The organism is Paenibacillus sp. OAS669 (assembly GCF_014873645.1).
Classification (GTDB): Bacteria; Bacillota; Bacilli; order Paenibacillales; family NBRC-103111; genus Paenibacillus_S; species Paenibacillus_S vulneris.
In genome coordinates this window covers 178,396-199,110 of the sequence record NZ_JADBDR010000014.1, presented here as the reverse complement: position 1 = coordinate 199,110, position 20,715 = coordinate 178,396, and the positions used below count along the sequence as shown (strand labels likewise).

Here is a 20,715-nt window from a genome sequence, read left to right as displayed (position 1 = left end):
AAAATCCCCCCCCAAGTAAGAATAGACCGTATAGAAATAAATTCTACACGGCCCTCCAAAAAACCTATTAAATTGATACGTTTGTCAACAGTCCCTTGCTCAAGCTTTTTCTATTGGATAATGATGGAAAAATCATTCCCCTAAGCATGCGAAATCGGTTATGAGCCGCACAACTTCACCTTTTTCGTTCAAGGCGAAGTAGGAGGCGTAGAACCCGTCGCCCCATCCGGATCTGAATACGGCAGCATTATGCGGCTGTCCCGGATAAGGAACCGCGTTGCAGTAATCCGAACTGACCGCTTCGTCCCCTTCCAAAAGCTCACTTAGATAATCGTCATAATAATTGTCGTATGCTTCGCCTAGCTGCTCCGTGAGTTGCTGTTGGTGTTCCCTGAACCGTTGCGCGCTTTCCTCATCCATAAAGCAGCCGAGTCCCGCATCGACCGGATAGCCGTATATTTCCCCGGCTATTAATTCTTCAAGCTTCTGCCCGGGCAGCACCGCCATTTCCCAAGCCGCGATCTCATCGTCGGAAAAGCGGATTTCGGCGCAGCAAATCCAACCGTATTGCTGCTCTATATACAAGTTGACCGGAAACATTCCGACAGGCGTACGGCGCGAAAATGCCGGCCTTGCCATGTTTGCGAGCGGATCGGTGGCGACAATGCTGCCGGTAGGCACGTATAAATCGGGCAAACGAACGATTTGCCGCACCTCCGGGTGATCTTCCCCTGCTCTGAGTATGTCCAGCAGCCTCGCTCCCGGCATTCGTTGGCCGCGCAGCGCTTGCAGCGCATCGCGGAACCTTTTTTTCACAGCCAGCGTCGATGTGTAGTGATCCTCTGGAGCGGTTTGAAACTGGCACTGCATCTCCCATTTATCATTGTAGACATCGTACGACATTTGCCACTCCTCGTCATTCATATACCGAGTGACCCTCAAAATATAAAATTGCACGCCGTCGATAAATCCTACCTGCTGCCAATCCTGCTTATGATTTTGGTAGAAAAAGCAGCTCCCGGCATCGTCTGCTTTGATTCTGTATACTCCTGAGCTATCCGGACTCGTTCTGTGAAAAATTTCGGAAAATGTGGCGGGGAGCTCTTCGGCAAAAGACGCATAGGTTTGCGTCAGCTTCTCCTCGTTGATCACCGGCAACCCTTCTTCAAAGCAGGCAAGGAGCTTGCTTCGATCCGGCCAAAGGCCTTCCGGCGAGGCATCGTAATCAATCAAAATGTCATACAATACATCCTTGGCGCGATGTGTTGAAGGGTACAGCGTCCATCGCTCGATCATTGAGCCGCTCTCATTCTCCAGTTTGTCGATGCCATGTATATTGTTGTGAGATATGAGCACATTGCTGCCGATTGTCCCGATATGCATAACGAAATCGTTGGCAATGACCGCATCGGCTTCCAGGCGGCCGGCTACGATCAATTGACCATGGTTGTAATCGCCATACAAGCATTCGCAGCTCACGTTCCCGCTAACATAGAAAGAGGCACCAAACAAAGCGATGTGCTTTGCGGTCAGATCGCCGAACACGACCATTGGCGGCGAATGATCGATATCATATGCTGTAATATAGGTGTCTACCACTACATTCGCAGCAAATATGTAACCTGCAATCGATACATGGAGCCGCTCCGCCTCCTCCGCCAGCTGCTTCATATCCAGCCGCTGCAGATGCGCGTTTTCTTTCGAAAGCAAATAATAAACCGGGTGCTTATCGTTAAGATGCAGCAAGGCGCTGCCAAAGATATCGTACAGCGGAGTATTGTGCGCGGGATGAACGATCGCATTCAAAATACGATCCGCCTGTTTCACGGTGATGACGCGGAACGTATGCCCAAGCAGTGTGCATGTCCGATCGACAAGATCCTCCTGCTCCGCAAGGTCCTTCATAAACTGTTCCTTTTTTATCCTAAAGGCATCGCTCTCGGCTATTTGACGGTCTTTCTCTTTCACATATTGTTTGTTGTCGGCCCGGACCTTTGCGACAAGGCGCTTGAAATGGCGAAGAGCTTTCTTCAGCATATTCGTGTCGTCGGGCGGCAGCGGCTTTAACTCTTTTTCATGCCCGTTACCTTCCTGATAATACAGGGCGACCGTTTTGTCTCCCTGTTCGTCAACGGCAATATCGTAATGGAAAAAGAAAAGATCGTCTTCGCCGTCTTCATTAACGATCTCTTCCCCAATCACAACGCGCGCGGATAAGCCTGGCTTCGGCAGACGAAAGCCGAGAAACAGGTTCAAGTACCAGTATCCGTCCTTATCCATATCGTAATAATCGTTGTATTTCTCCTGCACAAGCGGCAAAGCCAAAATCTCTTCGATCGCTTGAACCGTGACCGTTGCTCGCAGCTTCTGCAAATCATCCTCAGGCTGAAGCAATGAATCCTCGCTCTGTACCTTCAACAGCGACTTCCCGGCCTTCAGATGCTGCAGCACATCGCTTCCCCGGATTAGCCAGCATTCTTCTTCATCCGCGGCATACAGCTCCTCGACGAGCCACTTCTCCAGCGCCACGATGTCTAAACCCGGCAAGTACCATTGCTCATCATATTGCTTAAGATGCTGTCTGCTATTCAGCGATCCTGCAATTTCCACGTGATACTCTTCCGTTTCTGCAAAGACCGTCGCATTTACGTCTCCTTTTACGGCTAGTTGCCCGTGGTTGTAATCGCCCCAGAACAGTTCTTGTACCGTCAGACTGCCGTTCACATAGATTTGCTGGCCGCCCACCAGAATATTTTTAGCGGATAGATGCCCGATCACGATCAGTCCCGCAGCGCCGTCCGTGTTTTCGTTATAAATGTAATTGTTTACTGTCAGATTGCCGTCAACTAGGATTATACTTATCTGTTCGTTGCCCAGTGGCGCATCCAGATCCAAGCTCTCCAGCGTGGTATCCCCGGAGAAGTAGGCGACAAACTCTTGTTCCTGTCTTTCCGGCCTCCGCTCGATCCAGACATAATAACTCAAACTATCGCTTGGCAGCTTATCCTTCACCTGAAGCAGCGGAACGATTTGATGTCGATTATTCATATTCCGATACCTCCATGCTGTTACGTTTGTATGGCTATGCCTGATTCCGTTTTTCCACATACATGTTCTTTAGTGGCGCATACCACCAGTCGAGAAACTGCCCCCAGCCCTGCTCCGATAAATCGCCGCCGAGCACTTCGAATCCTGTTTCAAACTCCTTCTCGGCCGGCAATCGGGTAAGACCGTAATCGTTGTTGTATTCGTATGCGCGGGTTTCAATCACTACGTTCCGAATCGCTTGAAAGTGCGGATTTGCCATTACCGCTTGGGCGCTGTATCCGTCCTGCGACATGCCGATCTCCGTGCGCTCGGCTTGCCAAGCCGTATCCATCGCATTCAAGATGGCATAGGCTGCCATTAGCGGATACCAGATGCTGATCAGAATCGTATGACTTTGTTTGCGCGCTTCTGTCAGCGTCGTGCTGATGATCTCCTCCAAAGGAATGTCCCGAGGCGGTTCCGCATCTTTGCCGTTCAATTTGCCCGCGTCCACAAACAGCTGCCACAGCTCGCTGCCCGCATCAAAATACATCATGCCGACATTTCGCAAATGATCCGGTATCTGGTCCAAATAGCTCTCTCCCCAAGCTTCCATCGGATGGCAGTAGATGCCTGCATCGGGGTTTGTCTCCTCGTCCCACTCGCGGTCAGGATGAAGCAGCAGATATTTCTGCTTGCTCAACCCGTCGAAGTACGCCTTATGCCGCTCATACTCAGGGTGCTCCGTTACCGGAAACGCATAGGTATACCTATGTTTCAACAAAGGCGCGAGAACGTGAAAATGCTGGAACGAAGCGTCCCATCTATTTACAAAGCATGCCAGGGAGTGGTAAAAAGAGCGCAGATCCAATCCTTCGCCAAGGGGACTTTCATCCAATACAAGAACAGCGCCATCGACAGCGCCTTCTATTTCGTGCATACCCACCAAACTTCAGTCCTTTCTATTAGTCTGATAAAGTCAGAATAAAACATATTTTATCATGTTGTCATATGAATGTTATCGAAATCTCTGCTATGGTTGCAACGTGACAGCCGGACAGCGCACAGCAGCATCTTTCTGAAACATAAAAAAGCGGGCTGACGCCATAAAATGAGTGTTAGCCCGTGCTTGAAAGGACGTATTCGCTTAATCATTTTTCCCTAACTCTGCGCGTAACTTTGCGTTCTCTTTCAGCAAACGTACATTCTCTTCCATTAACTGTTTCACATCCGGGATATCCTTGCCGGAATACCATCCGGACAAATCGTCCCTTCCCGCAAACTCCTTCATTTTTTCTTGAATAACATATTTAACGTGCAATTCATTTTCAGCATAATATGTAGGCGTTTCTTCAAATACAGTTTGCTTAAACTCTTGGAACCTCTGATAGTGTTCTATTGCTGTAAAGTCATATGGCTTCTGTCTTAAGGCTTCATCCGTAACAACAATAGCAAATCTGGGTTTGCCGATTTCTCCGGCATAATCATATTCCCACTGCGTATAACTCTTTGATTCGTCACGAAGCAATAAACCGTAAAATCCTCCGAGAATGAGGACAAATACATCAGAGTCATCAATGGATCTCTTTATCGTTTTTAGTTGTCGTTCATTGAAAAATTGCTCGATTCCAACAGGGATGTGACCGTTATTAAGTACAGCTTCAACAGCGGCATGTCTTTCCTCAATCAAATCGTAATAAGTAGAACAAATGTAGACTTGCAATTTTTTTCTCATAAGCCACCTATATATAATGAATTTATGAAAAATCGTACCACTTTTTAACTTTATATGTCAACAGAACAGCCGAACCTTACAGCGAATCTAGTCAGCAGGACCGGCATCGATCTATCTCACTCGACATCCGTTTCCTGTGCACTTGATGATGCGCTTGCGGCCTACCGTAAGCTTCTGGATAGCGGAGTTGAGGCGGCGTCTATTGCGTTTATCGGCAGAGCAAAATTGGAAGCCCTGGTTCGCATAGCGCTCTTTATTACACAGCACATTTATAAAAATACCCAGCAGAATTAATCTATTTTGTCTTTCTTTCCGAAGGTACCATATTGCATGACTACTTATGCTTCAATACCTGAGCAAGTTCATATAGGGAATGGTACTGTTTAATTTGATAGTTCCGTCCTTTCTTTTGCAAATACCCTTTATCGCAAAATTGTGTTAATACATGCAATAAGTGCCGATACGATGTGCCTAAATAATCACAAACGGTGACGTGTTTCTCCTTATAAACCCCTTCATCTGCAGTTTCCAAAATAAAATCCGCAAGCCGGTTTTCAAGCGGGAAAGCAAGACTTTGAGAGTACTTTGCAGCCATAAGTGTTGCCTTTGCACTTAGAAACTTGGTTAATTCACGTAGAAATTTTGAGTCTTCCAGCAATTGTGCGCGATAGCGATGAATAGGAAGAGCAAAACAAATGGTCTTGGTTGAGGCTTGAATCCCTTTTGTATAGTACACATCATGTAATAATTCCATTTCCCCTATGTAGTCGTTTGCGCTGATAAAATTAATTAAGGAAACTTTCCCATTTTGATGTGTCACATAGATTTTTGCTTTTCCCTCCATAATATAAAATAGACAATCCGGTCGCATGCCTTCTTGAATAATCCATTCATCACGCTGATATTCGTGGATTTGTAAAAACTCTTCGACCGGAAATGAAAATATATGTGCGATGGAGTGTTCTTTCAGATAGCTCTGTCTTTTTCCATTTTTATAAATCTCCATATATCACCTTTTTGAACATGAGATATCTCATATTATTGTAAGAATCACCATGATATTATGCAACCAATGGGGTGAGAACAAATGAACACACAACGTTGGATGAGTAGTCAGTTTTTTAGTTTTTTTATGACATGGGGTATTTTTCTACCGTATTGGACCGGATGGATGATTCATACAAAAGGGATTACCGTTTCACAGGCTAGTTTGATTATGAGCTTAGGATTGGGTGCTAGAGGTCTCTCTACGATGGCCGTATTTCCTTATTTCTCGGAAAAATTCAGTAGTAAAAGATTATTAAATACAATGGCCATTGGTACAATCATCAGCCTTTTGAGTTATATCCCTGCAACTTCCTTTACCGGCTTACTTTTGGCTACCCTGCTTCTACATTTCTTTTATCCAGCATTAATGCCAGCATTAGATAGTGCAGCTAGTACACTTGTACAAAATAAACAATTAAGGGATTACGGCAAGAGCCGCTCCTTTGGTTCGATCGGATTTGTTATGGCTGGCATGATCTTAACTTTGTTTACAGGGGCAATGGGTGATGAAGTCATCTTATGGTCCCTGTTAGTTGGGACGCTGATATTCCTATTACTAGGTTTCCAGCATTTCCCCGTCGTTTTATCGGAAATTCCGAGCATGGATCAGAATAAAAAACACGGAATGATGAGCTTATTCCGCATAAAACACTTCGGGTTAGTCCTTGTTATCGTGATTTTATTACAAGCGGCACACGCCTCCTATTACAGCTACGGCTATATCTTTTTACAGGAAATCCATGCACCAAAATACTTGATTGGACTAATTCTTAATATTGCCGTAATCGCAGAGATCATTTTCTTCTCCGTTGCTGACAAACGCTTTCAGCGGTTTTCGGTTGGCTCCTTGTTGGCACTTGCGGCGCTAGGTTCATCCATACGATGGTTACTAGTATTTTCTTTTCCTAATGTGATCGTATTCTGTATTGCGCAAACCTTGCATGCATGCTCATTTGCAATGGCGCATTATGCATTTATGAAATATTTGATCAAACAGATTCCACCCGCGCAGATTCCGAAAGCTCAAGGCATGTATTCAGCGCTTGCACTTAGCTGGAGTACTGCCATATTCACAATTTTCGGCGGCTATTTATACGAAATCGAGCCTAGGTATGCCTTTATCGGAATGATTGTTTGTACCATACCCTCCATGGTGCTTGCGCTTGGATATCGAAAACTGGAACTTAGAAAGAAAGCTTTAAGTTCTATTTAGACCTAACAAAAACAGGAAATGGAAGCCAATGAAGGAGTTTTTGATTATGTATTCGCAAGAATCCCTAATTTTGATGGCGAAGCAAGCATTAATTATCGGATATTCCTTAAGTTCAGATATTAAGGGCGGACAACAAGCCGGAATAGACACATGTTGGTTTAATCCCGAAATGAAGCCAAGCAGCACTGATCTTGTTCCAACTTATGAGATTCAAAAACTCGGTGATCTCCTCCGAATATTAACTTATTAATACAGACCGAATCTCTTCCGAATAAGATGGACCACAAGTAGCAAGACAGGTATGATAATACTTAGAAGAGGCAAGAACACCCCTATAATAACTTGTTTCCCTTCTTGTTCAAATTCCGTCCAGCTACCTGCCGTCATCATCGACGATAAAAGTATGGTTATTCCTATGGGCAATGCCAACTTTTGCGGTTTCTTCAGTTGGAATAAATCTGCAGCGATGATCATTGCAGCATAGCAAGTAATTGCGCATTTAAAGAAAGCATTAATGATCAAAGTAAGAATGACGATAGCATCCATTCGCTGCAAAAAATCCGCTATGTTGATTTTGCTGATGGTTAAAAATAATGGAAAGGTGGAACGGCTATATATATCAGGCCCAAGCACAGCGATCTCTAAAGCATGCGTGAAACTTAGAATGAGGCCGCTGCATATCAGCGCGAATATCCCCGTCTTCCTCCCCGACTGGATTTTATTCAAATAGGGAAGAATCGTTGCAAAGCTTATCATTTCACCGAAGGGAAACATGAGTATGTTGCGGTACGCTGACTCCACGATTGGCTTCCACCCTGCACCGGCTAAAGGAAGCAGATGTTTCAAGTCCATAATATTGGAAAATAACACGGTTACAATGCCTAGAACGCCAATTATCAGCATGAACAACAAATGGATTTCTCCTGTTCTTGCCAGCACTTCTATGCCATTATACAATACGTAAATAACCGCTATCATCAACAAAGCATTGATTATGAATAGTGGTGTCTGGTCGTATACAGTAGTTACCAAGAGCTCGCCGGTTTCACGCAAAACTCTCGCGTCATTATATATAAAAAATCCGAGATATACGAGACATACCGGCCAGCCGACATATTTGCCGAATATTTTCCGGATATACCCGCTAAGAGGCATTGTAGGGTACTGACGATACAGAAAATCATATATAGTAAATAGCAGAACGCCACCGATTAAAGCTAATAAGATGGAGATCCAAACGCTCTGCTGCGATACAAATCCAATCGGTAAAACAATGGCGGTCCCGAATTCAAATAAAACAATTAAGGCAAACAATTGCCTAACATTCATCTTCGCATTTTCCATATCGCCAGTACCTTGTTCCTTTCCTCCCGCTTTGAAGCCTTGAAACCTCTACTCGTTCGCGGTTCCTTCATGTTCAGACATGTAAGGTTTCAATCGCATTCCCGAACGACGAATGTACGCATCTACCTTGACATCAATCTTACTTTCGGCAAAAATCGCGCCCCAATCTTGCTTCATTTCCTTCCAAGCTTTCGGATTTGCCCGATTAACAGCCTCCCCGAAACCGAATATATCGCTTCTTTCATTTTGTGCGGCCTTTAGTGCTGCCAAAACTTCCTTCCTTGTCTTGGTTTTCCATTTAGCCTCCAAGAACATGATTTCCTCCACTTTACTTATATCCATCGGCGGGCATCTGACTTCGCTTATATTCCCTTCTTCCCGTATGGAGATATGAAATACAGGTTTTTCCCGCTCCTGAATTTCTGCTTTAATATCCGTATGGGAACGAACAATTTCAATGCCGACGGCATCCTTCCTCTCGTTACAATCAAGGTCGATGATGGTGCTCTTCATTTTATTCGTAAGCCAAACGGCCCCCCTTGCTTCATCTCCTTCCAACCATCGTTTTAACATTCCATTTTTAAAAAGGGCGATTCCTGATATATCCAGTTGGGCGGGAAGATTAGTCTGCTTTATATTTGTGGTCTTATTTCCAGCTTTCGGGTCCCCGGCTATTTTTACCCCGGTGATCATCGGGTCTCCTTTGCTTACCAAAGATCTTATCACTTCATCCATCTCGACTTTTATGCTTTCAGACCAAACTTTTGATGAGGTTTTTATTTTTCCTGCAATCGAATTTGCCGGAATTTTCTCGAGTGGAGTAAGAATCCTGATAAGCGACTCAGCCTCGCTCTCTCTTGCCACGAGAACTAACGTAGTGAGACGGACTTCATCGGAACGCTCTAAAAAATCGAATAAATCCTGGATTCCTTCTCTTGTATACGATTCTCCTAAAATCAGCAGCTGCATGTGTGCGAAAAAAAGCTGACGCGGTACTTTTTGTGAAGTTTTGCGTATGGCTTCGAATAAGGTTTCCCCTGTTCCCGAATAAACTGTAACAGGAGCAGGCTGCTGTCCTCCTGCCCCTCCTGCTATTCCGGTTGCTACGGTACTTGGATTAATTATTTGAAAGGTTACTTTAACCTCATTTGCTTTTGTTGTTTTATCAATCCCTATGGCCGAAACAATAGCCAGTTCCTTAAGCTCTCTTCTGTTCCAACACCCGGCAAGAAGCAGGGTCATCCCCAACAACACGATGATTCGGAAAACTCGTTCAGATTTCATCCACACCCTCCTCGTGTTTATACTGTTCTATCCCTTCGGGGGGGACGGCTTGTTACCTTTCCCCATTCGGGTGATTTTATTTTGGTTCATTAACCGGGGACGTGTTAGAAATGACCATAACGGCAGGCGGATCACCGCATCCTTCTGATCAGCCGGAATATATGGAGCCAACGGAGCCAAATAGGGAACCCCAAATGAACGCAAACTGCATAGATGAGCAACGAGTATGATGTTACAGACCGCGACTCCGTAGAATCCGAGGGTCGCAGCCAAAAACATGAAAACAAATCGGAGCAAACGCACCGAAATTTCCATGGTAAAAGCCGGAATAACAAAACTGGCGATCCCCGTTATTGAGACTACGATCACCATTGCTGAAGAGACAATCCCCGCTTGTACAGCCGCTTGTCCCAGCACAATTGCGCCAACTATCGACACTGCTTGACCGATTGTCCGCGGCATACGGACACTGGCTTCCCGCAATATCTCAAAACTGGTCTCCATCATTAAGGCCTCGATAAAAGCGGGGAAAGGAACGCCTTCCCTTTGTGCGGCTAAACTGACCAATAGCGGGCTGGGGATCATTTCCTGATGGAAGGTAATGGAGGCAATATAGATGGAAGGTCCTAATAATGAAATAAAAAAAGATAGCAACCTTAACATGCGAACTGCCGTCCCAATATAAAAACTTTGGTAATAATCTTCAACGGATTGAAAGTACAAAAAAAATGTCGTCGGTAAAACAAGGACAAACGGAGTTCCGTCTACCAATACAGCTATTCGGCCTTCCAACAGATTCGCGGCCACAGCATCTGGCCGTTCGGTGCTGTAAATGGTCGGGAATGGACTGAACGGCTGATCCTGAATTAATTCTTCGATATAACCGGATTCCAAAATACCGTCAATCCGGATGCCATTCAACCTTTGTCTGACTTCTTGGACAAGTTGATCGTTGGCGATTCCTTGGATATACATGATCGCTACCGTTGTTTGTGTGACACTGCCGATGCTTTTAGACTCAAGCCATAGATGGGGGCTTTTAATACGACGGCGTATAAGAGACACATTAGTGGCTAAATTTTCAGTAAAACCATCCTTAGGCCCACGAATGACTACCTGTGAAGTCGGTTCCGATGGGTCTCTCAATTTCCCGCCTCTCGTATCGCCGCTGATGGCTTCATTCGTGCCGTTAATCAAGATAAGCGTATTGCCGGATAATAAGGACAACATGAATCCTTTCCAATTTTTAATTACTTGGACTTCTCCCAGAACAAAAGCATGATTTTTTATGAACTCAAAGACATCCTTACCCGATGCCGTTTCTTTGATAGCCTCTTTGGCGGTGTCAATCATCAAGGAGCGCATAACAAAATCATCGACTATCGTTTTATCAGTTAAATTGTCGATAAAAACTGCTGCTGCTCGAACTCCTGGACTTCCAATCGCAAACTCCCGAATTTTTACATCGGGACTATTTCCAAACTCCTGCATTATTTGTTGAAGGTTATGTTCTAAACTAACATATAAAGTGCTTTCATTTATATAACCAAGCATTTCTTCATTCTGGTTTTGCACTTCTATAGTTTTATGTTTACGAAATCGCCTCCAATCAAACATAATGAAATCCCTCCGTTCTTAATACAAGTATTTATTCACATTTGAATTTGTTTCTATACCTTTCCAGAAATGTATTGGAGCGCACCCATTTTCCAATACTAAACGTGATTCTGTATACAGAAATTTTAATGGACAGGTGTGATTTGCATAGGAACTATTGGTTACTTTATCTTGTTTTTAATAATCAATATGTGCTTTGTTGTCATAGTCGATTTACTCATGGGGCTTCAGCTTTCCGTATCCATAAGAAATTCAATTAGTCCTTTTCAAATTATGACAGATTCGGAATATGTCGTTTTAATTGTCTTGTTATGCATCATGCTGTTTCCAGCCATTGCTCCTCTTATTAGGAAACAAAAATAAGCCCGCAAGAGATACCGCGAGCAGATGTAATAGTAACGGCAAATACTAAGGTCATCCTTTGCGGGATGGCCGTTTCTTTAAAAGGTGTTATCGGCTAATAAATGGAATAGCGAAGCAACCGGGCAACCGTCCGGACAGCGGGGACAGCATCATACCTATCACACTGACGGAGCGCACGTTCAAAATATCCTGCTTTGTGAGCCCGAAATCCGGTCCGGAAACAAATGTCATTCCGTTTTAAAAAACCTGCCGGCACCCCCCATGATGGGATTGCGGCAGGTTTCTATGTGTTTTACTAGGATTTACTTTTTCTTCCATAGACGAAATATAACGTGATGGTTGACATGACCATCAGGATGACGGAATAGACCAGCGTTAACGCCTTGGTATCAGCCAGTGCCTGGGCGTCGGTGCTGTTTTTGATTACGATTCCGAGTGGCTGGTAGAGCGGATGATACAGGAATACGGTGAGGTCATAATCCGCCAGAATGCCGTTGAAGTTAAGGGCGAATACCGCCAGTGTGGATGGCAAAATAATCGGCAGCAGAACCTTTCGGAACGTATAGAAGGACTTCGCTCCCAGGTTCTTCGCCGCATCCTCCAGGCTGCTGTCCAGACTGAAGAAGGACGCCTTTACCATGCGCAGCGTGAACGGAATGTGCACGATGACATAGGCTATGAACAGCATCCAGACCGTACCGACCAGAACCGAATTGCCGATGATCCATCTCGGCGTGTTGAACGTGACGATAAGGCCGATGGCAATGAGAGTCGAAGGCAGCATCCACGGGATGAGCAGCGAGTATTCCAAGGCAAGCGTCCACTTGTTCTGGTATTTATGCAGAATTCGCGATGCCATCAAAGCTAATACGACCACGGCAGCGGATGCGGCCGCCGCATAGATGATACTCACGAGATAAGGCTTGAACGCGGACATACTGGAGAACACCTGCATGTAATTGTTCAAGGAAAATCCGCGGATATCGAGCGTTGCTGTGGAGATGCTGTGCGCATCCGTGAAGGAGAACACGACAATCAGCACTACCGGGATCATATAAATGAGAAATAAGAAATACGCCAGAACATGTACGGCTATATTCGCGAGCTTGCTGTCGATCTTCTGCTTGACAAGCTCTGACTTTACTTTGGAGACGGACATGAAGTTGCCCTTTCTCTCGAAACGGATCATCAGCGTGAGCAGCACCAGCGTAGCTAGGCCCAGAATGAGCGCCAGCAGCGCTGCCAAATCCTTGGAGGACGTGCTGTTAGCGAACGTCAGGATCATAGGCGTGATCGTCTGGAATTCTACCCCGCCGAGGATCAGAGGAGCAGATGTGGCGGCAAGACCCGTCAGAAAGATCAGAATCGTGAGCGCAAACATCGTGGGCTTGAGAACCGGAAGCACTACCCGCCGCAAAATATAGAAGGTAGACGCTCCCATGTTTTTGGCCGCCTCGACGGTTTGAAAATCGATTTTACGGATGGCATTGCTCAAAAAGAGAACGTGGTTGGACGTACACGCAAAGGTCATCACGAACAGCACCGCCCAATATCCATGAAACCACGTCGTATCAAAGGAAGGAAAAATCCCGGCCAAAAGCTTGGTCATAAAGCCGTTCTCGCCATATACAAACTTATATCCCGACACGAGTACCACGCCGCTGTAGATCAAGGTTGTATAGTACCCGAGCCTTAACACCTTCGCGCCTTTAATATCAAAATATTCGGAAATCAAAACCAGCGTAACGCCGACGACATTGACCGTAAAAACCAGGGACACCGCTAGAATAAAGCTGTTGTACAAGCTTCGCATAGCGCGTTCGGACGATAGAAGCTTCTCGGCTGCTCCGAACGAAAGCTTGCCGCCTTTGAAGAAGATTTCGTAATAAATATTGATATTGGGATAGATCAGAAATGCTATGACGAACCAGGCAATCAGCCCGTAGAAAATAATTGCGGCCGGGTTGAAGGATGATAACGTTTTTCTTAATCTTTCTGTGTTCAAACCCGCTTCCTCCTTCCCTAGTACTGTAAAATGTCTCCGGCCAAGATGTGCAGCCGGACGCTATCGCCGACCTTGTGGCTCGCGAAGCCGCTTTCCTTCTCAATCGTCTTCAGCACGCCCCCACCGGACACCTCAATCAAATATTTGCTGTACAGTCCATAAAATTCTTGCTCTGCAATCGTTCCCTCGAGCGTCACGACATCCTCGCCCGGAAGAGGCAGCAGGCTGACCTTCTCATTGCGGATATACGCTACTTTACCGGCGCCGACATACTCCCTCAACCTGCTGTTCTCAATAATGCGAGGATCGATTTTGTTGATATCCCCGATGAAGTTGCAAACGAATTCCGTCTGCGATTGATTATATACCTCCTGAGGGGTACCCACCTGCTCCACGACTCCGCTGTTGAAGACGGCAATCCGGTCGGATAAGGTTAACGCTTCCTCTTGGTCGTGGGTGACATAGATCGTCGTAATGCCGAATTTCTTCTGCAAAAACTTCAGCTCGTTGCGGAGCTGCACTCTTAGCTTGGCGTCCAGGTTGGACAAGGGCTCATCGAGCGCCAAAATACGCGGCTTCAGGACCAGCGCCCTCGCTATCGCGACCCGCTGCTGCTGCCCGCCGGACAGCTCAGATACTTTCTTGAACAGCTGTTCCTCCTTCAGATCCACCTTCCGGGCGATATCTCTGACCTCCCGGTCAACCTCTTCCCTGGAAGCCTTCTTGACGCGCATCCCGAAAGCGATATTCTCATACACATTCATCGTCGGGAACAAGGCGTAGCTTTGGAACACCATGCTGATACCTCTTTTTTCGATAGGCACGTGGGTAATATCCGCTTCAGCCAGCATAATCTGTCCGCTGGTCGGCTTGATAAAGCCGACCAGGCTCCGCAGAATCGTCGTTTTCCCGCAGCCGGACGGCCCGAGAAACGTAAAGAATTCGCCTTCGTTGATATGGAGATTCAGGTTTTTAATCGCATGAAATTGTCCGAATTTAATTTGTATATCGCGAAAGGTTATCATCGTTATCCCTGATCCTTTTTTCGTATTATTTCATGATCTGCAATTCGATTTTTTCTACCCATTTGCCGATGTTGTCAGCGACGAAGCCCCAATCAAGCTGCTGCGCCTTAAGCGAGGAATAAAGGGCTTTGACGGAATCGGACGCTTTATCTGCCGCTTTCGTATTTGCAGGCATAGCATTGAACTTGGCGGCGAACTCTCCTTGCACCTCAGCCGATCCCATCCACTCAACGAAACGTTCGGCCGTTGCCATCTTCTTCGTACCCTTAACGATCGCCGCATGCTCGACAATCATCGGAACGCCGAAGGACGGGCTTACGATGCCGGCCTTCACTTTATACTGCTCTTCCTTCTTGCTCAGCGTACCGGAAACGACAGCTCCAAGCGGCGTTTTGCCGCTGGCGAGATTGGCGTAGAAGTCTTCGCCTTCAACCGCTCTAACGCCGTTGTCATAGAGCTTCTTGATTTCATCCCAACCCTCCTTGGCAATGCCGAGATCCCCCTTCGAATCCTTGTAACGGGTCAAGATGCCTGCCACGACAAGCTGCGGCGTAATTTGGCCAAGCAAAGTCGGAGCCTCGTACTTGCCCTTAAAGGCGTCATTTTTGTAAAGATCGGTCCAATCCTTAGGCGCCGTTTCAGGGGTGAAGTTTTTCGGATTATAGCCGAGCAGGATCGCTTGCTTTACAAGTCCATGGTAATAACCTTCCGGATCGTTCAGTCCCGGCTCCACATCTCCGGCCCATTTCGGAACGTATTTGGTCAGGACATTTTCCTTCTTCAGATTCTCGTACAGCATGTTGTTCAAGCCAAAGACGACGTCGGCGATCGGGTTGTTCTTCTCGGCAATCAGGCGGTTTGTCAGGTTGGCGCCTCCCGCCCCTACTAACTCTATCTCGAAGCCGGCTGTCTTCGCTTTCTCAATCAGCCACTCTCCGCGGCCGTCTGAGTTTGCATTCGTATAAACGATCAGCTTCTCGTTCTTTACGGGTTCATTCGCAGCAGGTGCAGACGCGGAAGGCGCGGCGGCCGGAGGCGTACTTCCAGCGTTATTGCTGCCGCCCCCGCCACAAGCTGTTACAGCAAGGCACAATACCGATAAAAGAGACAGGCTTACCATTGTTTTCTTCATTGTTCGACTCTCCTTTGGGTGTATGTTGATTTTGGTTAATCTAAATGTGAAGGATCATTCCGTCGTAGGCTACCACGACTCCAGATGGCTTAAAGATTTCTACGAACTCATCGTGAAGAAGCCTTGAATTATGGCTAAAGTGCGTGACGATAATACGGCCGTCCTCTTTCAAGATGTTTCCCTTATGAAACTCACGCTGAGCTTCGAGGACGGTCTCTATACACATATGGTTACGGTCGCGCGATTTCCCCGTGTAGCCATGCGTACAATCCAGGATAGCCGCATCCAGCTGCTTCCCTTGGAGCCAGGTCCAGGTCAATTCCGGGAACCAGCCGGAATCATGACCGTACAGAAGCTTCTTGCCTTGCTTCTCCACCACATACAACAGGCAGGTCTCCATCCGGTCGTGATCGGCAAGCAACGGGGTCACACGCGCATCCCCTACAGTGATCGTCTCGAACGGGCGGAGCAGATGGAAGGCGAAGCGTTCGCCCTCAAAACGTCCGATGGCAGTGCGCACGTGATACATGACCGCATCGTTTCCGTAAATATGAAGCGGGCGATCCAGGTTATGGGCGATACCCGCTCTCCGGCATTCCAGATCGAGTGCATTGAGGTGGTCCATATGCGTGTGAGTCACCAGCAGGTGCTCAATCGCACTAAAATCGATGTTGTCGCGCAGCGACTGCATATAGGAATCCGGCGAATAATCGAATTTAATGACATCGTCTATAATCGCCGAGCTTCGCGTCCGGATGTTCTTTCCGCCAAGCTGCCGAGCCCGGACACAATACTCGCAGCGGCAAAAGGCATTGGGAAATCCCTCCGCGGCGGCAGTTCCAAGAAAATGAATCTTCATCTTAAACCTCCTGGTCGTTTTTGAGAACAGATTTTCTCTCTACGATTGTTGTTTGAATTTTGATAGTTATCGGTTTCTCCTGAGACTGGTTAACTCGCTTCATAATGAGATTGAACGCCGATAGCGCAAGCTTTTCTGTGTCCTGTCTCACCGTAGTAAGCGGAACAGCCGTTAGCGCCGACAGCTGAATATCCGAGAATCCGACGATCGACAGCTTGTCGGGGACCTGGATTCCCATGCTCAAGGCCGTATTCAAGGTAGAAATGGCGACATGGTCATCTCCGCATAATAGAGCGGTTATCTGCGGATTATCCTGGAGAAATTGTTCCTGCTCAGGGTCCCTTTCATTCATCCGGCTAGGATCGCATAGCACGCTTCGAAAATGAATGTGCTGAGTTTTAACAGGAATTGCATGATCGAGCAGCGCCTGGATGTATCCTTGATATCGCTCCTCCCTGCTCGTGATATTATCTATCGCGTTTGAGGTATATCCGATCTCCCGGTGCCCCTGCTTGATCAAATATTGGGTCATCTCGTAGGAGCCCCGGTAATGATCGTGGTAGACGCAGTCAATCTGAACCTCACGGAAAATCCGGTCGATAATCACAAGCGGAAACTGCTGCAATTTCAATCTCAGCACGTGGTCGCTGCACGTCTTGCGCCCCTGGGGGAATAAAATGATGCCGTCGATCCCACCCTCCACCAGCTTCTGCAAACAGCGGTCTTCGTCGTCTTTATTCTTGCTGATCTTCAATATCAGATCGCAATCATGCTTCCTGGCCTCAAGCTCCGCTGCGGCGATGATCTTCGATGTGTAATCGGACAGATGCGGCACCACCAAAGCGACTTGCCTGCTACGGTTCACATCTTCCCGGTCCGGCTTGCTGACCTCCTGAAGAGTACGGCTGTCAGGCTCATAGTCCTGTTGGACCGCCAGGAAGGTCCCCCTTCTGGGCAGGCGGTACACCATCCCCTGCTCCGCCAGACGCTCCAGCGCCAGCTTGCTTGTCATCCGGCTGACACCGAACAGCTTCGCCAGCTCCCCTTCCGACGGCACCGGATCATGCGGCTGGAGCCTGCGGCTATGGATGATCTCCATCACCTTATCCGCAATTTGCAAATATAGCTGTTGATTCGGTTTTTTCATCACACGTACATTTTTCATCCATGGTCATCCTTTGTTTAAACGATAGTAACGAACGGAGCTGCAAAAAAAAGGAAGCGTTATCATTCGGACATTTGTCCATAGACTGCATACGCCGCTGTGGTACTTTAGAAGCCTTGCAGCTGGTTCAAATTTTTCTCGACCCCGTATGAAGCGTGCCCCAGATTGGTGATCTAAATCGAGCTTACTTTATGTCACTGACATAATCAATGATATATATTTTGAGATCTTGTAAATCACTTGATATTGTTAATATTATCTTAATATATCGTTATATTTATATCAGGATATATCAGATAATCGCTAATATATGGCAGGGTTAATAGAACACCACGAAATAAGGGAACTCCTCATTTAAGGAGCTCCCTTTCAAATTATCGTGATTAGTTCAGAAGATGTGCAACTTCGCACCTTGATAAAATTTATCAAAAAGTCATACTTTTGTTTTTCCAATGGAATACCCGGTCCTTTATCGCTGATCAGAACGAATACTTGGTCGGTCGTATCATAAATTCGGATATGTATTTCTCAAACCTGTGGAGAGAATTTTACTGCATTATCCAGTAGGTTAAAGTAAAAGAGGTTGGCGGAAAAGCGGGTCATTTCAAGCCGGGGGATCGTGTGATGGGCATAACAGGGTTACCGGGAGAAATCGTTTTTCCAGGCAGTAAAAGGTTCCTCTTTTGATTACTCAATCTTTAAAGGTAATACTCTTTACTTTTAGATCGTTACCATACTCCACAACTAAATTACCTGCAGTTTCTGCAGGAGATATATTTACCGATAAGGTTGCCAATAACTTATTGTCCTTAAATGTATACTCGGTTATTGCTCCATAGCCAACCTTTTCAAACCAAGCAGCTGCATCTGATTTTTTGTATTTTTTTTCAATCTTTTTTTTATTTATTTCTAGTTCAACCGTAACTGAGTCGCCTGCAGTGGTAATTTTCGAAGGGACCTGTTTGTATGCGGCGTCCATAGGGTTTTCAACTGGAATTTCTGAAAGGTCTGCTACATTTAATACATGAACCTTCTGTTCTAAAACACCCGTTCCTTAGCCTTTTGTAAGGATAACAGCTAGTTCTTCTTTATTGTCCGTATAGAAATCACCAACTTTAACTACCGGATAGTAGGTGGGGTTTGTTGAAGTGCTCCAAGGAAAAACTTTACTTCTTTCCTTAGTTTGGATGGTAATCTCCTTAAATAAGTCCCCCTCTGCTTGCTTATATGCAAGTAGCATAATACCATTCTCTGTTTTAGCCAACTCGATCTTCTTTTCCTTCAATTCTGGTACTGTATTTGTCGTTTTGATCATTTCCTCGTGTTTTACATCAACGGACTTTCCGCACCCAGTGGCCACCAGCATCAGCACTAAAATGCACAACTTTCTATTAAACATAATCTCAATCTACCTTTCAGAGGGTTCATGATTTAAAAACAATAACTAGCTTACTGCTCCTAAAATACTACTATAATTTTTTCTATTTAACAATTTTTTACTTACAATCCTTTAGCAAAATTACCTTTCCTAAAATCTTTCTCTACTTTGCCAGAGATTTCCTTTAGTTATTGTGGGGTTCAAAGGGTCAAATAACTATGTAATACGGACTGAATTTCCAATCAAGCTAATCATAAATATAATAATTTTCATTCACATGTGTCCCTTTCATCCCCACTACGTCCAACGTATTATGATTACAAATATCAGAAGGAGGCACGATTTTATGGCAGTAGTTCAAAATCACACACCGTATCTAATCGGATATTGGTGGCAACCTTCGACAAAAATTGGATAAGACAAAAGGTGTCAGACGGGCATGTAGTTTACCTTTCAACTGCAAACAAAGCAACTATTGAGCTCATTGTCAGCGGTATGAAACAAACAATAAAAAGAACGTTCACGAGAGGTTCAAAGATATTTGTCGTAAATGGGACATTCCACTTTCCACCCCATATCCGACTGTAGAGAACGGTTTCCTTTAGAAAAATCAGGTTCATGGTAAACGAAAGCCAGTTTCCATTCACCAAAAATGCAAACTGGCTTTCGTTTGCTCCACTAAATCCCCACCAAGCATTTGTGGTCATTATCATTTAGCATGTGAGAATTTTCATGAGCAAGTCAAGAGGGTGTCCCAAAAGCCATGAAAATGGCTGAGGGCACCCTCTTTGTTTGACAAGATTAAGAGATCCTGGGCTCTTTTCGTTTATAAAACTAAAACGTTCTATATACATTTTCACATTCTTCCCCGGTCGGTTCAAAAAAACAGTGCTTCCTGAATCGTCCTACGAGCGGCTGATTATACCAGGTTTCCGGACATGGTCCTGGATTTTCGAACGTTCCTGGACGGAAATACCATAGGGAGAATTTGGCTGGCCAGTTCCGCTCCCCATTCACAGACCGTCGCGCCAGACGGCGTTCCCTATCTCTTGCATTTTGATAGTACAAACCATGTTGCAACGCTTCGAACGCATGCGCCTGGTTGATCATTTGGGGAATTGTCCGGATGCCTTTAAAATCGGAGCAATTCGCTCTTATTCGGTTAATGCCAACATTTCCAACAAGGAGCATCCCCATTTCGCCCTCAGTCTCAGCTTCAGCCCGAAGCAACCTTGCCAGCATATCAATATCCTGTTTCCTGGCTTTTACGACTGCCAATTGGCTCACCTCTTTAGATTGTCACTCTAAACTTATGATATTGTAGGTAAAGCGGATGTATGACCCTTGCAGCAAAATATAGAGCGATAAGGTGAACTCAATGTCTTTTTTAAGGTAACGTTTCACGTAAGCGCTGGATGGCTCTAATCGGGGGCAACCCAAAAGACCCCGAACCCTTTCCTGTTCCTCACCCTGTTAAAATAAAAAGGCGACCAAAAGGAATAAGGAATATTCCTAGTGGTC

The 20,715-nt window shown here is 45.8% G+C and carries 17 protein-coding genes; 2 read left to right on the top strand and 15 right to left on the bottom strand.

Annotation, left to right across the window (positions count from 1 at the left end; translation table 11 throughout):
- Positions 1 to 132 precede the first annotated feature (132 nt).
- The 4 genes from GGC63_RS26160 to yeiL form a co-directional block, all read right to left on the bottom strand.
- A complete protein-coding gene (locus GGC63_RS26160; RefSeq protein ID WP_192704829.1) occupies positions 133 to 3,048 on the bottom strand; it encodes a DUF4241 domain-containing protein in 2,916 nt (971 codons plus the stop codon).
- A gap of 34 nt (positions 3,049 to 3,082) precedes the next feature.
- A complete protein-coding gene (locus tag GGC63_RS26155) occupies positions 3,083 to 3,967 on the bottom strand; it encodes a hypothetical protein (protein ID WP_192704828.1) in 885 nt (294 codons plus the stop codon).
- A 207-nt stretch (positions 3,968 to 4,174) separates the two neighbouring features.
- Positions 4,175 to 4,762 (bottom strand): DUF4062 domain-containing protein, encoded by a 588-nt coding sequence (locus tag GGC63_RS26150; protein ID WP_192704827.1) that lies wholly within the window; start codon positions 4,760 to 4,762, stop codon positions 4,175 to 4,177.
- Positions 4,763 to 5,096: 334 nt separating this feature from the next.
- Complete coding sequence (gene yeiL, locus GGC63_RS26145) at positions 5,097 to 5,768, bottom strand: transcriptional regulator YeiL (RefSeq protein ID WP_192704826.1); 672 nt, start codon at positions 5,766 to 5,768, stop codon at positions 5,097 to 5,099.
- A gap of 81 nt (positions 5,769 to 5,849) precedes the next feature.
- Here yeiL and GGC63_RS26140 point away from each other — a divergent pair, with 81 nt between their 5' ends.
- Together GGC63_RS26140 and GGC63_RS26135 are read left to right on the top strand one after the other, a co-directional pair.
- Positions 5,850 to 7,022, top strand: a complete 1,173-nt coding sequence (locus GGC63_RS26140) for an MFS transporter (RefSeq protein WP_192704825.1) — start codon at positions 5,850 to 5,852, stop codon at positions 7,020 to 7,022.
- Between the two features lie 46 nt (positions 7,023 to 7,068).
- Entirely contained in the window at positions 7,069 to 7,272 is a 204-nt protein-coding gene (locus tag GGC63_RS26135; protein ID WP_412973895.1) for a hypothetical protein, read from the top strand.
- On the opposite strand, the gene GGC63_RS26130 is transcribed toward GGC63_RS26135, so the two are convergent.
- The 11 genes from GGC63_RS26130 to GGC63_RS26080 form a co-directional block, all read right to left on the bottom strand.
- Positions 7,269 to 8,366, bottom strand: coding sequence for a GerAB/ArcD/ProY family transporter (locus GGC63_RS26130; RefSeq protein ID WP_192704824.1), 1,098 nt, complete (start codon positions 8,364 to 8,366; stop codon positions 7,269 to 7,271). The genes GGC63_RS26135 and GGC63_RS26130 overlap by 4 nt on opposite strands.
- A 48-nt stretch (positions 8,367 to 8,414) precedes the next feature.
- The gene (locus GGC63_RS26125) at positions 8,415 to 9,650 is read right to left on the bottom strand and encodes a Ger(x)C family spore germination protein (RefSeq protein ID WP_192704823.1); all 1,236 of its coding nucleotides are present in this window, start codon (positions 9,648 to 9,650) and stop codon (positions 8,415 to 8,417) included.
- Positions 9,651 to 9,677: 27 nt separating this feature from the next.
- Positions 9,678 to 11,267, bottom strand: a complete 1,590-nt coding sequence (locus GGC63_RS26120) for a spore germination protein (RefSeq protein WP_192704822.1) — start codon at positions 11,265 to 11,267, stop codon at positions 9,678 to 9,680.
- Between the two features lie 658 nt (positions 11,268 to 11,925).
- Positions 11,926 to 13,635 (bottom strand): ABC transporter permease, encoded by a 1,710-nt coding sequence (locus GGC63_RS26115; protein ID WP_192704821.1) that lies wholly within the window; start codon positions 13,633 to 13,635, stop codon positions 11,926 to 11,928.
- Positions 13,636 to 13,652: 17 nt separating this feature from the next.
- The gene (locus GGC63_RS26110; protein ID WP_192704820.1) at positions 13,653 to 14,660 is read right to left on the bottom strand and encodes an ABC transporter ATP-binding protein; all 1,008 of its coding nucleotides are present in this window, start codon (positions 14,658 to 14,660) and stop codon (positions 13,653 to 13,655) included.
- 25 nt (positions 14,661 to 14,685) lie between these two features.
- On the bottom strand, positions 14,686 to 15,792 hold the full coding sequence (locus GGC63_RS26105) for an extracellular solute-binding protein (protein ID WP_192704819.1): 1,107 nt from the start codon (positions 15,790 to 15,792) through the stop codon (positions 14,686 to 14,688).
- A gap of 40 nt (positions 15,793 to 15,832) precedes the next feature.
- Positions 15,833 to 16,651, bottom strand: coding sequence for an MBL fold metallo-hydrolase (locus tag GGC63_RS26100; protein ID WP_192704818.1), 819 nt, complete (start codon positions 16,649 to 16,651; stop codon positions 15,833 to 15,835).
- Between the two features lies 1 nt (position 16,652).
- Positions 16,653 to 17,816 carry a GntR family transcriptional regulator gene (locus tag GGC63_RS26095; protein WP_192704817.1) on the bottom strand — a complete coding sequence of 388 codons (1,164 nt, stop codon included), beginning with the start codon at positions 17,814 to 17,816 and terminating at the stop codon, positions 16,653 to 16,655.
- 691 nt (positions 17,817 to 18,507) lie between these two features.
- Complete coding sequence (locus GGC63_RS26090; RefSeq protein WP_192704816.1) at positions 18,508 to 18,795, bottom strand: hypothetical protein; 288 nt, start codon at positions 18,793 to 18,795, stop codon at positions 18,508 to 18,510.
- 75 nt (positions 18,796 to 18,870) lie between these two features.
- Positions 18,871 to 19,215 (bottom strand): hypothetical protein, encoded by a 345-nt coding sequence (locus GGC63_RS26085; RefSeq protein WP_192704815.1) that lies wholly within the window; start codon positions 19,213 to 19,215, stop codon positions 18,871 to 18,873.
- 813 nt (positions 19,216 to 20,028) lie between these two features.
- The gene (locus tag GGC63_RS26080) at positions 20,029 to 20,472 is read right to left on the bottom strand and encodes a cell wall hydrolase (RefSeq protein WP_225948505.1); all 444 of its coding nucleotides are present in this window, start codon (positions 20,470 to 20,472) and stop codon (positions 20,029 to 20,031) included.
- Positions 20,473 to 20,715: the final 243 nt, after the last annotated feature.

Coding starts and splice junctions, on each gene's coding strand:
- GGC63_RS26160 (WP_192704829.1), bottom strand. CDS start 3,048: ATGAATAATCGACATCAAATCGTTCCGCTGCTTCAGGTGAAGGATAAG.
- GGC63_RS26155 (WP_192704828.1), bottom strand. CDS start 3,967: ATGCACGAAATAGAAGGCGCTGTCGATGGCGCTGTTCTTGTATTGGAT.
- GGC63_RS26150 (WP_192704827.1), bottom strand. CDS start 4,762: ATGAGAAAAAAATTGCAAGTCTACATTTGTTCTACTTATTACGATTTG.
- yeiL (WP_192704826.1), bottom strand. CDS start 5,768: ATGGAGATTTATAAAAATGGAAAAAGACAGAGCTATCTGAAAGAACAC.
- GGC63_RS26140 (WP_192704825.1), top strand. CDS start 5,850: ATGAACACACAACGTTGGATGAGTAGTCAGTTTTTTAGTTTTTTTATG.
- GGC63_RS26135 (WP_412973895.1), top strand. CDS start 7,069: ATGTATTCGCAAGAATCCCTAATTTTGATGGCGAAGCAAGCATTAATT.
- GGC63_RS26130 (WP_192704824.1), bottom strand. CDS start 8,366: ATGGAAAATGCGAAGATGAATGTTAGGCAATTGTTTGCCTTAATTGTT.
- GGC63_RS26125 (WP_192704823.1), bottom strand. CDS start 9,650: ATGAAATCTGAACGAGTTTTCCGAATCATCGTGTTGTTGGGGATGACC.
- GGC63_RS26120 (WP_192704822.1), bottom strand. CDS start 11,267: ATGTTTGATTGGAGGCGATTTCGTAAACATAAAACTATAGAAGTGCAA.
- GGC63_RS26110 (WP_192704820.1), bottom strand. CDS start 14,660: ATGATAACCTTTCGCGATATACAAATTAAATTCGGACAATTTCATGCG.
- GGC63_RS26105 (WP_192704819.1), bottom strand. CDS start 15,792: ATGAAGAAAACAATGGTAAGCCTGTCTCTTTTATCGGTATTGTGCCTT.
- GGC63_RS26100 (WP_192704818.1), bottom strand. CDS start 16,651: ATGAAGATTCATTTTCTTGGAACTGCCGCCGCGGAGGGATTTCCCAAT.
- GGC63_RS26095 (WP_192704817.1), bottom strand. CDS start 17,816: ATGAAAAATGTACGTGTGATGAAAAAACCGAATCAACAGCTATATTTG.
- GGC63_RS26090 (WP_192704816.1), bottom strand. CDS start 18,795: ATGGACGCCGCATACAAACAGGTCCCTTCGAAAATTACCACTGCAGGC.
- GGC63_RS26085 (WP_192704815.1), bottom strand. CDS start 19,215: ATGTTTAATAGAAAGTTGTGCATTTTAGTGCTGATGCTGGTGGCCACT.